The 13392-nt window shown below is 73.1% G+C and carries 13 protein-coding genes and 1 pseudogene; 7 read left to right on the top strand and 7 right to left on the bottom strand.

The annotated features are described in order from the left end of the window. Positions 1-110: 110 nt before the first annotated feature. Complete coding sequence (locus ACIPPS_RS27280) at positions 111-989, top strand: hypothetical protein (protein ID WP_401437119.1); 879 nt, start codon at positions 111-113, stop codon at positions 987-989. Between the two features lie 7 nt (positions 990-996). Here the strand turns inward: ACIPPS_RS27280 and ACIPPS_RS27285 are convergent, their stop codons facing one another. Beyond that, entirely contained in the window at positions 997-1566 is a 570-nt protein-coding gene (locus ACIPPS_RS27285; protein WP_401437122.1) for an MBL fold metallo-hydrolase, read from the bottom strand. A 172-nt stretch (positions 1567-1738) separates the two neighbouring features. On the opposite strand from ACIPPS_RS27285, the pseudogene ACIPPS_RS27290 reads away from it, so the two are divergent. After that, positions 1739-1897, top strand: a pseudogene (locus tag ACIPPS_RS27290) (helix-turn-helix domain-containing protein); the annotation flags it as partial. 64 nt (positions 1898-1961) lie between these two features. Here the strand turns inward: ACIPPS_RS27290 and ACIPPS_RS27295 are convergent. After that, a complete protein-coding gene (locus tag ACIPPS_RS27295; protein WP_401437125.1) occupies positions 1962-4865 on the bottom strand; it encodes an FAD-binding and (Fe-S)-binding domain-containing protein in 2904 nt (967 codons plus the stop codon). Between the two features lie 50 nt (positions 4866-4915). Between ACIPPS_RS27295 and serC the strand changes: the two genes are divergently transcribed. Continuing rightward, complete coding sequence (gene serC / locus ACIPPS_RS27300) at positions 4916-6034, top strand: phosphoserine transaminase (protein WP_401437128.1); 1119 nt, start codon at positions 4916-4918, stop codon at positions 6032-6034. 114 nt (positions 6035-6148) lie between these two features. Here the strand turns inward: serC and ACIPPS_RS27305 are convergent, their stop codons facing one another. Both ACIPPS_RS27305 and ACIPPS_RS27310 read right to left on the bottom strand, forming a co-directional pair. After that, entirely contained in the window at positions 6149-6514 is a 366-nt protein-coding gene (locus tag ACIPPS_RS27305) for a hypothetical protein (protein ID WP_401437131.1), read from the bottom strand. A gap of 86 nt (positions 6515-6600) precedes the next feature. Beyond that, positions 6601-7584 (bottom strand): WD40 repeat domain-containing protein, encoded by a 984-nt coding sequence (locus ACIPPS_RS27310; RefSeq protein ID WP_401437134.1) that lies wholly within the window; start codon positions 7582-7584, stop codon positions 6601-6603. A gap of 116 nt (positions 7585-7700) precedes the next feature. Between ACIPPS_RS27310 and ACIPPS_RS27315 the strand changes: the two genes are divergently transcribed. Then, positions 7701-8408 (top strand): GDSL-type esterase/lipase family protein, encoded by a 708-nt coding sequence (locus tag ACIPPS_RS27315; RefSeq protein WP_401437137.1) that lies wholly within the window; start codon positions 7701-7703, stop codon positions 8406-8408. 46 nt (positions 8409-8454) lie between these two features. Here the strand turns inward: ACIPPS_RS27315 and ACIPPS_RS27320 are convergent, their stop codons facing one another. Beyond that, positions 8455-8925 (bottom strand): carboxymuconolactone decarboxylase family protein, encoded by a 471-nt coding sequence (locus ACIPPS_RS27320; RefSeq protein WP_401437139.1) that lies wholly within the window; start codon positions 8923-8925, stop codon positions 8455-8457. Positions 8926-8951: 26 nt separating this feature from the next. Here ACIPPS_RS27320 and ACIPPS_RS27325 point away from each other — a divergent pair, with 26 nt between their 5' ends. Both ACIPPS_RS27325 and ACIPPS_RS27330 read left to right on the top strand, forming a co-directional pair. Then, the gene (locus tag ACIPPS_RS27325) at positions 8952-9563 is read left to right on the top strand and encodes a MarR family winged helix-turn-helix transcriptional regulator (protein ID WP_401437731.1); all 612 of its coding nucleotides are present in this window, start codon (positions 8952-8954) and stop codon (positions 9561-9563) included. A 64-nt stretch (positions 9564-9627) separates the two neighbouring features. Beyond that, positions 9628-10617 (top strand): aldo/keto reductase, encoded by a 990-nt coding sequence (locus tag ACIPPS_RS27330; RefSeq protein ID WP_401437142.1) that lies wholly within the window; start codon positions 9628-9630, stop codon positions 10615-10617. 200 nt (positions 10618-10817) lie between these two features. Here ACIPPS_RS27330 and thpR read toward each other — a convergent pair whose 3' ends face one another. Next, positions 10818-11399 (bottom strand): RNA 2',3'-cyclic phosphodiesterase, encoded by a 582-nt coding sequence (thpR, locus tag ACIPPS_RS27335; RefSeq protein WP_401437144.1) that lies wholly within the window; start codon positions 11397-11399, stop codon positions 10818-10820. A gap of 33 nt (positions 11400-11432) precedes the next feature. Here thpR and ACIPPS_RS27340 point away from each other — a divergent pair, with 33 nt between their 5' ends. Beyond that, positions 11433-11939 carry a GNAT family N-acetyltransferase gene (locus ACIPPS_RS27340; protein WP_401437147.1) on the top strand — a complete coding sequence of 169 codons (507 nt, stop codon included), beginning with the start codon at positions 11433-11435 and terminating at the stop codon, positions 11937-11939. A gap of 104 nt (positions 11940-12043) precedes the next feature. Here ACIPPS_RS27340 and ACIPPS_RS27345 read toward each other — a convergent pair whose 3' ends face one another. Continuing rightward, positions 12044-13381 (bottom strand): MFS transporter, encoded by a 1338-nt coding sequence (locus ACIPPS_RS27345; protein WP_401437149.1) that lies wholly within the window; start codon positions 13379-13381, stop codon positions 12044-12046. Between the last annotated feature and the right edge of the window lie 11 nt (positions 13382-13392).

Consider the following 13392-nt stretch of genomic DNA (forward strand, 5'->3'; position numbering starts at 1 on the left):
GAGGCGGCCGGGGCGGGTGAGGCGGTCGGCGGGGAGGAGCCGGTCACTCACACGAGTGGTCATATGCCAAGAGCACTTGCATGCCGACGGGCCCGCCCTACGTTCCCTCCATGGTCACTTCAACCCACGAGACCTCCCACCGGATCTTCCAGGACCGGCCGGAGTTACTGGCCCCGGTCTTCCAGATCCTGGGGCTGCCGCTGCCCGCCAAGGCGACGGTCGACGTTCTCACCCCCGACACCACCGAGATCCGGCCCCTGGAGCGGCGCGTGGACAGCGTCCTGCGCGTCGAGCCGCCCGACGGCGGCGGCTTCCTGCTCGCCATCGAGGCACAGGGACGCCGCGACCCCGACAAGGGTTCGAGCTGGACGTACTACCTCGGCTATCTAAGGGCCAAGTTCGGCCTTCCCGTCCTCCTTCTGGTCGTCTGCCAGGACCGCACGACGGCGACATGGGCCGCCGGCCCCTTCACCACCGGCTACGGCGGGTGGACCGCCGTGCGCGTCCACCCGCTCGTCCTCGGCCCCGACAACGTCCCCGTGATCACCAACGCGGCCGAGACCAAGCGGGACCTCGCGATGGCCGCCTTCTCCGCCATGACCCATGGCAGGCACCCGGAGGCCCCGGCCATACTGGAGGCACTGGCCCAGGCCCTGGGCACAGCCGACCGGGGATCCCTCGCTTACTACTCGGAGCTGCTGGAAATCGGCCTGGGAGACACCCCGGCCGCGGACATCTGGAGGAATCTGATGGCGGTAGGCACGTACTTCCCGGGCCGAGGCACCCTCATCGAGACGACGTATCTCAAGGGCAAGGCCGAAGGCGAAGCCAAGTCCGTCCTGCGCGTGCTCACCGCGCGGGGCGTCGACGTTCCCGAAGCCACCGCCCAGCGCATCCTCGAATGCACCGAGACCGAGACGCTCGACCGGTGGCTGGACCGCGCCGTCACCGCCGAGCGCGTCGAGGAGCTGTTCGCACCGGAGGCGTGAGCGGCCCCTACAGCGGAGCCCCCTCGCCCGCCCGGAACGGGGCCCCGTGGCCCGGGACGATCACATCTGGCGCCGCCAGGACGCGTACGCGCGAGGTGCGGTGCGTGGCGTGGTCCGGGGAGACCGGGTCCTCCACCGGGCCGTCCGGGCGCCACCACAGGTCGCCGACGAAGGCGACCACGCCGTCCACCGTACCGGCGAGGAGCGTGATGTCCTCCGGGCTGTGACCCGGCGTACGGATCAGCCGCAGCGACGGCGTGAGTTCGTACCCCTCCGCGTCCCGGTCGGTCCACTGGTCGTCGACGTACTCCGCCTTGTGGTCGTGGACCCGCGCCCGGCCGAACAGACCCACGTTCATGGTGTTGTCGGGGTGGTGGTGGCTGAGCACGACGTCGGTGATGTCGTCCGGTCCCAGGCCCAGTTCGGCCAGCGGACCGAGGATGCGCTCGCGGCTCGCCACCATCCCGGGGTCGACGATCACGCGCCGGTCGCCGTCGGCGACGTACGAGACGGTGGCGGCGACCGACCTCTGCCTGCACCTGCTGCGCCGCGAGTACGGCGCCGCCGCCGCGAACACGCTCGCCCGCGACCTCGTCCTGCCGCCGCACCGTGACGGCGGCCAGGCCCAGTACGTCACCGCCCCCGTTCCCGAGGACGGCGAGGACGAACGCCTCGGCGACGTCCTCGCCCATGCCCGCGCCCACCTCCACGAACCGCTGCCCGTCGCCGACTTGGCCCGCCGCGCCCTGATGAGCCGCCGCTCCTTCGCCCGCCGCTTCGCCGCCGCGACCGGGACCACTCCGCACGCCTGGCTCCTCGGCCTGCGGCTCGGCCGGGCGGAGGAGCTCCTGGAGACCACCGACCTCCCGGTCGAGGAGATCGCCCGGCTCGTCGGCTACGGCAGCGCCGCCGTCCTGCGCGAGCAGTTCGTCCGCCGCCGGGGCGTCCCGCCCCGCACCTACCGCCGCACGTTCAGTCGGCCTCCCCGGCCACGCCCTCCCCCGCCCCGGCCACGGTCTCCCCAGCCGCGCTCTCCCCGGCCACGCCCCCTCCAGCCCGCGCCTTCCCAGCACCCCCCTCCCCGGCCACGGTCTCCCCAGCCACGCCCCCTCCAGCCACGCCCTCCCCAGCCGCGGCCTCCCTGGCCACCAGCGCCTCCGCCAGGACCTCCGCCATGTGCCGGGCCTCGTGGCCCGCGAGGTGGGCGATCTGGGTGCGGCAGGAGAAGCCGTCCGCCAGGAGCACGGCGGTCTCGTCGGCCGCCCGGAGGGACGGCAGGAGCTGGTCCTCCGCGCAGGCGACCGAGACCTCGTAGTGGCCCGGTTCGAAGCCGAAGTTGCCCGCCAGCCCGCAGCAGCCGCCGCTCAAGGCGCCCGTCAGGCCCGCGCGTTCGCGCAGCCGGCGGTCGGCCGCGTCGCCCAGGACCGCGTGCTGGTGACAGTGGGTCTGGCCGGCCACCGGATGGTCGAGGCGCGGCGGGGTCCAGTCCGGCGCGAACTCCTCCAGGGCCTCCGCGAAGGTGCGGACCGAGGACGCCAGACGGGCCGCTCTGGGATCGTCCGGCAGCAGCTCCGGCACGTCGGTCCGCAGCGTCGCCGCGCACGACGGCTCCAGGACCACCACCGGATGGTCCGGCGCCGCTTCCAGGACGTCCAGCGTCGACCGCATCACCGACCGCGCCCGGTCCAGCTGCCCCGTCGACACGTACGTGAGCCCGCAGCACACCCGCCCCGGCGGCAGCCCCACCCGTACCCCCGCGGCCTCCAGCACCCGCACCGCCGACCGGCCCACCCCCGGCGCCAGGTGGTTGGTGAAGGTGTCCGGCCACAGCCACACGTCCGACGCCGTCTCCAGCCGCGTACCGAACCAGGAGACGAACGTCCGCGAGGCCACCATCGGCAGCTCGCGCTCCGGAGCGACCCCCGCCAGCCGGGCCGCCAGCCGGGACGGGACCATCCGCGCCAGGTTCAGCGCCGGGCCGAACAGCCGCAGCCACTCGGGCAGCCGGCCCATCGTCACGTGCGACCACGGACGCCGCCGCCCCGCGTAGTGCCGGTCCAGGAAACGCGCCTTGTACGCGGCCATGTCCACGCCCACCGGACAGTCGCTCCGGCACCCCTTGCACGACAGACACAGGTCGAGCGCCTCCCGCACCTCCTCCGAGCGCCAGCCGTCGGTGATCACCTCACCGAGCGCCATCTCGTGCAGCAGCCGCGCCCGGCCGCGCGTCGAGTGCCGCTCCTCCCCCGTCGCCCGGTACGAAGGGCACATCACCCCCGGCCCCGACGTCGGCCCGGCCACCCGGCACTTCGCCACCCCGACACAGCGCGCGACCTCCCGCGCCTCCACCGGCAGGTTCGTGAAGCGCAGCCCCTCGTCCAGCCGCCCCGGCCGCACCAGCGTGCCGGGGTTCAGCCCGCCCGCCGGGTCCCACACGTCCTTCACCGCGCCGAACAGGCCCACCAGCTCCGCGCCGTACATCCGCGGCAGCAGCTCCGCCCGCGCCCGGCCGTCCCCGTGCTCCCCCGACAGGGAGCCCCCGTGCGCCACCACCAGCTCCGCCGCCGCCTCCGAGAACTCCCGGAACCGGCCCACCCCCGCCGCCGAGTACAGATCGAAGTCGATACGGACGTGGATGCAGCCGTCCCCGAAGTGCCCGTACGGGCTCCCCCGCAGACCGTGCTCCGTCAACAGCGCGCGGAACTCCCGCAGGTACGCACCCAGCCGCGCCGGCGGCACCGCGCAGTCCTCCCACCCCGGCCACGCCTCCACGCCGTCCGGCATCCGCGTCGCCGTGCCCGCCGCGTCCTCCCTGATCCGCCACAGGGTCCGCTGGTCCGCCGCGTCGACCACGACCGAGGCGTCCAGCGCGTCCGCCGCCCGCACCAGCTCCCGCGCCGGGCCCTCCCCGTCCACCTCCACGAACAGCCACGCACCCCCGCGCGGCAGCCCCGGGACGCCCCGCACCAGGTCCGCCGCCATCCCCTCCACCGTCAGCGGCCCCAGCGGCAGCAGCCCCGCCGCCGCGTCCGCCGCCGCGGTCTCGTCCGCGTACCCGAGGACCACCAGGACCGGCGCCGCCGGCAGGGGGACCAGCCGTACGGTCGCCTCCGTCACGATCCCCAGCGTCCCCTCGCTCCCGCAGAGCAGCCGGGCCACGTCCTCGCCCCGCTCCGGCAGCAGCGCGTCCAGGGCGTACCCCGAGATCCGGCGCGGCAGCCCCTCCGGGTAGCCGGTGCGCAGCAGCGCCAGGTTCCCCTCCACCAGCTCCCGCAGCCCGGCCGGCGCCCCCCGCCACTCCCGGCCGAGGGTCAGCGACGTCCCTTGGTAGGTGTCGACGTCGAGCCCGAGCACGTTGTCCGCCGTCGTGCCCCACGCCACCGAGTGCGCGCCGCACGCGTTGTTGCCGATCATGCCGCCCACCGTGCAGCGGCTGTGCGTGGACGGGTCGGGCCCGAAGGTCAGCCCGTACGGGCGCACCGCGTCCCGCAGCCGGTCCAGGACCAGCCCCGGCTGCACGACCGCCGTCCGCGCCTCGTGGTCGAAGGACACCACGGAGCGCATGTGGCGGGTGAAGTCGAGCACCACGCCCGTGCCGGTCGCCTGCCCCGCGATCGACGTACCGCCGCCCCGCGCCACGACCGGTACCCCCCGCGCCCGGCAGACCGCGAGCGCCGCCGTCACGTCGGCGGCGTCCCGGGGCGCCACCACGCCCACCGGCACCCGGCGGTAGTTGGACGCGTCCATCGTCGTCAGGGCTCTCGCCGTGGCACCGAAGTCGACGTCTCCCGCCACGGCCGCGCGCAGCGCCGCCTCAAGATCGGACCGCTCGTCGTGTTTTCGCACAGGGCCAGGATGTCTCACCTGGCGTCTCATCCGGCGGACATCGTCAGCCGGGTGCGTTCCGACCCGATACGCTCCGCCTCGTGGCTGAGATCCAGATTCCCGCTGACATCAAGCCCGCCGACGGCCGTTTCGGCGCGGGCCCCTCCAAGGTGCGTACGGAGGCGCTGGACGCCCTGGCCGCCACCGGCACCTCCCTGCTCGGCACGTCCCACCGCCAGGCTCCGGTCAAGAACCTGGTCGGCGAGGTACGGGCCGGCGTGCGCGACCTCTTCTCGCTGCCCGAGGGCTACGAGGTGATCCTGGGCAACGGCGGCTCCACCGCCTTCTGGGACATCGCGACCCACGGGCTCATCGAGTCGAAGTCGCAGCACCTCACCTTCGGCGAGTTCTCCTCCAAGTTCGCGAAGGCCGCGAAGCTGGCCCCCTGGCTGGCCGAGCCGACCGTGATCTCCTCCGACCCGGGCACCCACCCGGAGCCGGTGGCCGAGGCAGGCGTCGACGTGTACGCGTACACGCACAACGAGACCTCCACGGGTGTCGCGGCCCCGATCAAGCGGGTCGCGGGCGCCGACGAGGGCGCGCTGGTGCTGGTCGACGCGACCTCCGGCGCGGGCGGCCTCCCGGTCGACATCACCGAGTCGGACGTCTACTACTTCGCCCCGCAGAAGTCCTTCGCCGCCGACGGCGGCCTGTGGCTGGCGGCCTTCTCCCCCGCCGCCCTGGAGCGGGCGGCCCGCGTCCACGCGTCGGGCCGGCACATCCCGGAGTTCTTCTCCCTGCCGACGGCGATCGACAACTCGCTGAAGAACCAGACGTACAACACCCCCGCGCTGGGCACCCTCTTCCTGCTCAACGAGCAGCTGAAGTGGATCAACGGCCAGGGCGGGCTCGACTGGGCCGTGGCCCGGACGAAGGAGTCCTCGCAGGCGCTGTACACCTGGGCGCAGGAGTCCAAGTACGCGACGCCGTTCGTCACCGACCCGGCCAAGCGCTCGCAGGTCATCGGCACGATCGACTTCTCCGACGACATCGACGCGGCGGCCGTCGCCAAGGTGCTGCGCGCCAACGGCATCGTGGACACCGAGCCGTACCGCAAGCTGGGCCGCAACCAGCTGCGGATCGCGATGTTCCCGGCGATCGATCCGGCGGACGTGCGCGCGCTGACGGCGTGCGTCGACTACGTGATCGAGAAGCTGTAACCGCGGCTTCCACCGCTCTCGTACGTACGCGGGGCCCGGCATCGGACATGGTTGATGCCGGGCCCTTCGCCGTGCCCGTCTCAGCCCACCCGCGCCCTCACGGCCGTGTCCGTCTCAGCCCACCCGCGCCTTGACGTGGTCGATCACCGCGGTGAACTCGGCCGTCGGCGAGAACTCCACGACGTCGACGTCCTCCAGGGCCTCCGGCGCGTGGCCGGGCCCCCAGTAGTAGGCCTGGCCGGCCTCGTAGATCTCCTCGCCCGACGCGGTCCGAATCCTGATCCGGCCCTTGAGCAGGTACCCCCAGTGGGGGCACTGGCACAGATCGCCCTCGAGGCCCTTGAGCGCCGGTGCCATGTCGGTGCCCTGGGGAAGGTGGATGAAGGCGACGCTCATGTCCCCTCCGGCCTCCCGCATCCGGAAGTCCAGCCCACCGCCTTCCATGGCGACAGGGGTGTCCTCGCGCGTGAATCCCGTCATGGTTCCTCCACGCCTCGTCGTTCCCGGTTCTCCTTCCAGTCTCGTCCCGGTTGCGCGCCCGGTCGACGCGAGGGGAGACCCGCTGTTCAGCGGCGGCGCAGGAGGCGCTTGGCACCGATGACCAGCGCGGTCGCGGTGCCGAGGACGATCACGCCGAGGGTGAAGTTCCCCCGCTCCTCCGGGGTGGCGGCCGCGCCCGTCCCCGCCTTCGACGGCTCCGCGCCGGGGGCCTTCTCCGTGGGGCGGTCACCCTCGGGCCGGTCCACCCGGACGACCCCGCTGTTCGAGCCCTCCGAGCCGAACATCAGCGCCGAGCCGTCCGTCGTGTACGTCACCGACTCCGCCTGCCCCTGGAAGGGCGCGCCCACGCTCCGGCCCTCGTCGCCGAGGCGGCCGTCCTGCCAGGCGTACTCCTTGGCGCTGAAGTAGCCGCGCAGCAGCAGCCGTTCGCCGTCGGGCGAGAACGCGCCGTCGGTCACCCACGGCACGTCGTCGACGCGCCGGAAGACGTTCGTACCGGAGGTCGAGAGCCGCTCCGGGCCCGCGTAGAGTCCGCCGGTGTTCTCGTTCTTGCTGGCGATGTAGACCCGGCCGGTCTTCGGATGGACCATCAGCGCCTCGGCGTTGCGCGGCCCGTCGGCGTACTTCACGTCGTACTGCCTCGCCGTGACCGTCTGGTTCCTGAGCTGTTCGGGCTCGGGAAAGCGGTAGATCCAGACGTGGTCCCAGGTGCCGTCCTTGTTGTCGCCGATGTCGCCGACGTAGATGTCGCCGTCCGGGCCGACGGAGACGGCCTCCATGTCGCGGGGCGTGCCGACGCCCTTCATGGTGAGCGTGGCGACGGTCTCGCCGGTCCGGGAGTCGATGCCGTAGATCAGCGGCGCGTCCTGGTCGTTGTGCGTCCAGTAGACGCCCGGGTGGGCCCGGCTGGCGGCGAGGCCGCTGGACTCCGTGATCCGGGGGTCCTTGATCGTGAAGTCCTGGTCCGCCCCGTCGTCGGCCGCGGCGGGGGCGGCCGCCAGGGCCAGGACCAGGGTCGCGGCACCGACGGCGCCCAGGAGAGATCGCATGCCCTCCAGCCTGCCATGCGCCCGGCCGCCGCGCGGAGGCCGCCGACCGGCGAAGGTGACCGGGGGTGGCCGGGATCACGTCGCAGGCCGTGCTCACGCTCCGGGATGATGTGGCCATGCGTTTCATGTTCGTCGGCGACAGCTGCACCATCGGACAGGCCGGCGACCACACCTGGCGCTACCGGATGTGGCAGCACCTCGAGGCCGCGCTGCCCGGGCGGTACGAGATAGTCGGCCCGCGCTGCGAGCTGTACGACTCCGGCGCCGACGCGCCCCGCTCGCACGCCTACGCCGACCCGGACTTCCCCGCGCCCGCGCGCCGTCACCTGGCGGGCTGGGGCGAGGGGTGGCTGCACATGGCGCCGCTGATCGGCGAGACCGTGACCGCGACCGGGGCGGACGTCCTGCTCGTCTCCCTCGGCCTGATCGACCTCGGTTTCTACACCAACAGCTCGCAGACGGCGGAGAACGTCCGCGCCTTCGTCGCGGCCGCCCGCACCGCCAACCCGCGCGTCAGGGTCGTCGTCATGCCGGTCATCCCGAACGTCCGCGCCGGCTACGACGCGCCCTTCGCCGCCGAGTGCGAGCGCTTCAACGAGCTGCTCGCGAAGGCAGTCGCCGACCTGGACACGGCCACGTCGCCCCTGCTGCTCGCGACGGCACCGGAGTCGTACGACCTCGACACGGACACGTACGACGGCACGCACCCCGGCCCGTCCGGCGAGCACAAGCTGGCGGCCGCCTTCGCCTCGGCGATGCACCAGGCGTGGGGGCTCGGCGCACCCTACGAAGACCGCGCGACCCCGGCACGCGCTTCCGGGTGAGGGCGGCTCGGTCCTGGCCCTCGTCGGCCTCGTCCAGCTGTGACGCTCACGCGGAACGCGTCAGCCGGTTCGCCAGGGTGGACAAGGTGTAGGCACCGATGCCGAGGACGACCTCCAGGGCGTTGCGTCGGGTGTAACCGAAAGCGAGGAACCCCTCCAGGTCCTCGTCGCTCACAGCTCCGGCAGCGGCGAGGACCTGGTGCGTGAACCGCCGTACGCCCTCCAGGCGTTCGGGGTCGGGTGCCGGGCCGAGCGCGGCGAGCTTCGTCTCGTGCAGCTGGATGCAGAGATGGCACTGGTTCCGTACGGCGACGGTGAGGATGACCGTCTCGCGGGAGTGCGCGTCGAGCGTCGTGTCCTCGAACATCGCGCTCAGCTTGAGGAAACCGTCCAGCGCGTGCGGGGACTCGGCCATGCGGGCCACGGCCTGCGGGAGCCGACCCCAGGCGCCGGCGACGCGCTCCATGGAGCGGCGGGAGGCGGCGGGGGCGGTCTCTACGGTGTGATCGACGAACAAGGCGGCTCCAGGGAGAGGGCGGTAGAATCGACAACATGGTTGACCATGCCGAGGCGAGAAACGTAAACCAGGTTGTCGATAACGGCAAGGGGTTTGACGCACCCGCACCCTCGACGCCCTCCGCACCCCCCGCGCCCTCCGCACCTTCGGACGCCTCGACGCCCTCCGTGCCCGGCTTCGAGCTCCCGCTCCTCCTCTTCGCCGGCTTCCGCACCCTCATCGACCGGCTCCACGCCGAACTCGCCCGCCAGGGCCATCCCGAGCTGCGCCCCGCGCACGGCTTCGCCCTCCAGGCCATCGCCGCCGGCGGCCCCCGGGGCGCGACCGCCAGCGACATCGGCCGCCACCTCGGCGTCTCCAAGCAGGCCGCCGGCAAGACCGTCGACCGCCTCCTCGCCGTCGGCTACGCCGAACGCGCCGACGACCCCGCCGACGCCCGCCGCAAGCTGGTCCGGCTCACCCCGCACGGCCTCGACGCCCTCGCCCGCTCGGCCGCGATCTTCGACGAGCTGCGCGCCGAGTGGACGGCGTCCCTGGGCGCCGCGCGCGTACGGGACATGGAGACCGCCCTGCGCCAGGTCGTCCCGCCCGAGACCACGTACCGCCTCGACGCCACCAGTTGGCTCGGCGGCACGTGAACCCCCAGGCGTTCCCGGGCACCCCCTTGCCTGGAGCGCGCTCCAAGGGCTTGGCTGGGGAACCATGAAGTACACGCAGCTCGGACGCACCGGACTCAAGGTCAGCCGACTCGTCCTCGGCACGATGAACTTCGGCCCGCAGACGGACGAGGCCGACAGCCACGCGATCATGGACGCCGCGCTCGCGGCCGGCGTCAACTTCGTCGACACCGCCAACGTCTACGGCTGGGGTGAGAACAAGGGCCGCACCGAGGAGATCATCGGCAGCTGGTTCGCCCAGGGCGGCGGCCGCCGGGAGAAGACGGTCCTCGCGACGAAGGTCTACGGCTCCATGTCCCGCGAGGCCGACACCTGGCCCAACGAGGACAAGCTCTCGGCCCTGAACATCCGTCGCGCCGTCGACGCCTCGCTCAAGCGGCTCGGCACCGACCACATCGACGTCTACCAGTTCCACCACATCGACCGCTCGACCCCCTTCGAGGAGATCTGGCAGGCGATCGACGTCCTGATCCAGCAGGGCAAGATCCTGTACGCGGCGTCGTCGAACTTCCCCGGCTACAAGATCGCCCAGGCCAACGAGGCCGCCGCCCGGCGCGGCATGGTCGGCCTCGTCAGCGAGCAGTGCCTGTACAACCTGTTCGAGCGGCGCGCCGAGATGGAGGTGCTCCCGGCCGCGCAGGAGTACGGCCTCGGCGTCATCCCCTGGTCCCCGCTGCACGGCGGGCTGCTCGGCGGCGTCCTCAAGAAGCAGGAGGAGGGTGGCCGGCGCGCGAGCGGGCGGGCCGCCGACGTCCTCGCCGATCCGGCCGCGCGCGGCAGGATCCAGGCGTACGAGGACCTGCTGGAGAAGCACGGCCTCGCGCCGGGCGAGGTGGGCCTCGCCTGGCTGCTCACCCGGCCCCAGGTCACCGGCCCCATCGTCGGCCCGCGCACCGCGGAGCAGCTGGAGGGCGCGCTGCGGGCGGTCGAGCTGGAGCTCTCGGAGGAGCTGCTGACCGCCCTGGACGAGATCTTCCCGGGCCCGGGCCCGTCACCGGAGGCCTTCGCCTGGTAGGCGGCGGCCAACCGTGGCGGCACCCCGGGCCACCACCCGGGCAGGCATACCGGGGGCGCGCGAGGCGCCCGCGGCAGGCCGTCGTCGGGTGCTCGGCCGGGCTACTGGCCGAGCACCGACGAGACGGCGACGATCGCGAACATCAGCACAAGCACACCGGCCATGATCCGGTTACGGGTCTTCGGGTCCACACACCGAGGTTAACCCGGCGCCCGCACCGCCCCGCCCAGGGGCCAGGCGTCGACCGTCTCGTAGCGGGGCTGTTCGCCCGGGACGCCGCTCGACGGGAGGTTGCTGCGGACGAGGGACAGTTCGGAGACCTGCCAGCGGGCGCCCTCGAAAGGGGTCAGCGCGTCGACGAAGGGGTGCAGGTCGAGGCCGTCGCGCGAGCGGGCGACCGTGAGGTGGGCCTGGTAGCGGCGGTGCTCGTCCATCGGGATCCCCGCGCGGCGGGCGGCGGCGTCGGCGCGTTCGGCGAGCAGCCGCATCGCGTCGAGGTCCCCCGCGGCCCCCGTCCACAGCACCGCCCGGCCGAAGTGGCCGCCGCCGTGCAGACGCAGGCCGAAGGGGTCCGTGCGATGGGCGGCGCGGGCGAGCCGCGTCCTGAGTTCGGGGAGCAGCTCGTCGTCCACCTCGCCCATGAACGCGAGCGTGAAGTGCCAGCCGGGCCGGGAGGTCCAGCGCAGGGCGTCGGCGCCGGGCAGGTGGGCCAGGCGGTCGACGACTCCGGCGAGTTCGGTCAGCTGCTCCCGGGGCGGCAGCACGGCCGCGAAAAGCCTCATGGGACGAGTCTGGCAGCGGCTAGTGTCGGCCGGATGGAGATCACCCTCAGGAAGGGCGGGGCGGAGGACGTCCCCGCGATACTCGCGCTGCTCGACAGCGCCGTCGTGTGGCTGAACGGCAAGGGCATCGCCGACCAGTGGGGCACCGAGCCCTGGTCCGCGCGCCCCAAGGCGGTGGCCCTGGTCGAGCGGATCGTGGGCGAGGGCACCCCGTGGATCGCGGAGGTCGACGGCGTACCGGCGGGCACCCTGACGCTGACCCCGCACCCGGCGTCGTACGTCGCGCCGGCGGACGAGCCCGAGGTGTACGTCCACATCCTGGCGACCGACGAGCGCTTCCACGGCCGCGGCGTGGGCGCCGCGCTGCTCGCGCACGCCGTGCGGGAGACCCGCCGCCAGGGGCTCTCGCTGCTGCGGGTGGACTGCTTCGCGGGCAGCGAGGGGCGCCTGGTGGAGTACTACGAACGCCAGGGGTTCACCAGGACCGAGTCCTTCACGGTCGGCGACTGGCCGGGCCAGGTCCTGGAACAGCGGGTGTGAGAGGAAGAGGACGGGGCGGGGCGCCGGGCAGGACGCCGGGGATGGCGCCGGCGCCCCCGGTGATGCGGAAGCGCGGCGGCGGCACTCCACCCCGCCCCCGCGCGCTACGCCGCCGTCGCCAGCCTCTCCCGGGGGACGAAGCGGACCTGGGGGTGGCCGTGGTGCCAGCCCACGGCCATCTTCAGGCCGCCCACCCGCGCCAGGACCAGGCCGATCGCGCCGGCCGCCACGAGGGAGACCAGGCCGCCCGTCGCGAAGCCGACCCGTGGGCCGTACGTGTCCGTGATCCAGCCGAGGAGCGGCGCGCCGATCGGGGTGCCGCCCGCGAAGACCATCATGTAGAGGCTCATGACCCGGCCTCGCATCGCCGGGTCGGTCGCCAGCTGGACGGCCGAGTTGGCGGTGATGTTGACCGTGAGGCCGACCATTCCGATCGGCACGAGCAGCAGCGCGAAGAGCCAGAACGTCGGCGACAGCGCCGCCGCGATCTCCAGCACCCCGAAGACGACGGCCGCGACCACCAGCATCCGCAGCCGCGTGGAGCCGCGCCGCGCCGCCAGGAGCGCGCCCGCGAGCGAGCCGGCCGCCATGAGGGTGTTCAGGAAGCCGTACGTCCCCGCGCCCACGTGGAAGATCTCCCCGGAGAACGCGGTGAGCCAGATCGGGAAGTTGAAGCCGAACGTGCCGACGAAGCCGACGAGGACGATCGGCCAGATCAGGTCCGGCCGCCCGGCGACGTACCGCAGCCCCTCGCGCAGCTGGCCCTTGCCGCGCGGTGCGCGCTCCACCTTGTGGAACTCGGCGGGGCGCATCAGCAGCAGGCCGGTGAGCGGGGCGAGGAAGAACAGGCCGTTGAGCAGGAAGGACCAGCCGCTGCCGACGGTGGCGATCAGCAGACCGGCGACGGCGGGGCCGACGAGCCGGGCGGACTGGAAGTTGGCGGAGTTCAGCGAGACGGCGTTGCGCAGCTGGTCGGGGCCGACCATCTCGGACACGAAGGACTGCCGTGCCGGGTTGTCGACGACCGTGACCATGCCGAGCAGGAACGCGACCAGGTAGACGTGCCAGACCTGGACGTGGCCGGAGAGGGTCAGGACGGCGAGCGCGAGTCCGCAGAGGCCGAGCGCGGCCTGGCTGATCAGCAGGATCTGCCGTTTCGGGTAGCGGTCGGCGAGGACACCGCCGTACAGGCCGAACAGCAGCATCGGGAGGAACTGCAGCGCCGTGGTGATGCCGACGGCGGCGGCGGAGCCGGTGAGGCTCAGGACCAGCCAGTCCTGGGTGATGCGGGCCATCCAGGTGCCGGTGTTGGAGACGATGGCACCGGTGAAGAACAGCCGGTAGTTACGTATGCGGAGTGAGGAGAAGGTTTCCCCCCGCCCCCGGGTGTGGGTATCGGGTTTGTGGACGGGTGCGGAGTCTGCTCCGGGTCCCGTACTCAAAGTGCGTCGCC

Source organism: Streptomyces sp. NPDC090127 (genome assembly GCF_044746945.1).
GTDB lineage: Bacteria > Actinomycetota > Actinomycetes > Streptomycetales > Streptomycetaceae > Streptomyces.

Bases quoted from the DNA above. Each gene is read 5' to 3' on its own strand.
- ACIPPS_RS27280 (WP_401437119.1), top strand. From the start codon at position 111: ATGGTCACTTCAACCCACGAGACCTCCCACCGGATCTTCCAGGACCGG.
- ACIPPS_RS27295 (WP_401437125.1), bottom strand. From the start codon at position 4,865: ATGAGACGCCAGGTGAGACATCCTGGCCCTGTGCGAAAACACGACGAG.
- ACIPPS_RS27305 (WP_401437131.1), bottom strand. From the start codon at position 6,514: ATGACGGGATTCACGCGCGAGGACACCCCTGTCGCCATGGAAGGCGGT.
- ACIPPS_RS27310 (WP_401437134.1), bottom strand. From the start codon at position 7,584: ATGCGATCTCTCCTGGGCGCCGTCGGTGCCGCGACCCTGGTCCTGGCC.
- ACIPPS_RS27315 (WP_401437137.1), top strand. From the start codon at position 7,701: ATGCGTTTCATGTTCGTCGGCGACAGCTGCACCATCGGACAGGCCGGC.
- ACIPPS_RS27330 (WP_401437142.1), top strand. From the start codon at position 9,628: ATGAAGTACACGCAGCTCGGACGCACCGGACTCAAGGTCAGCCGACTC.
- thpR (WP_401437144.1), bottom strand. From the start codon at position 11,399: ATGAGGCTTTTCGCGGCCGTGCTGCCGCCCCGGGAGCAGCTGACCGAA.
- ACIPPS_RS27340 (WP_401437147.1), top strand. From the start codon at position 11,433: ATGGAGATCACCCTCAGGAAGGGCGGGGCGGAGGACGTCCCCGCGATA.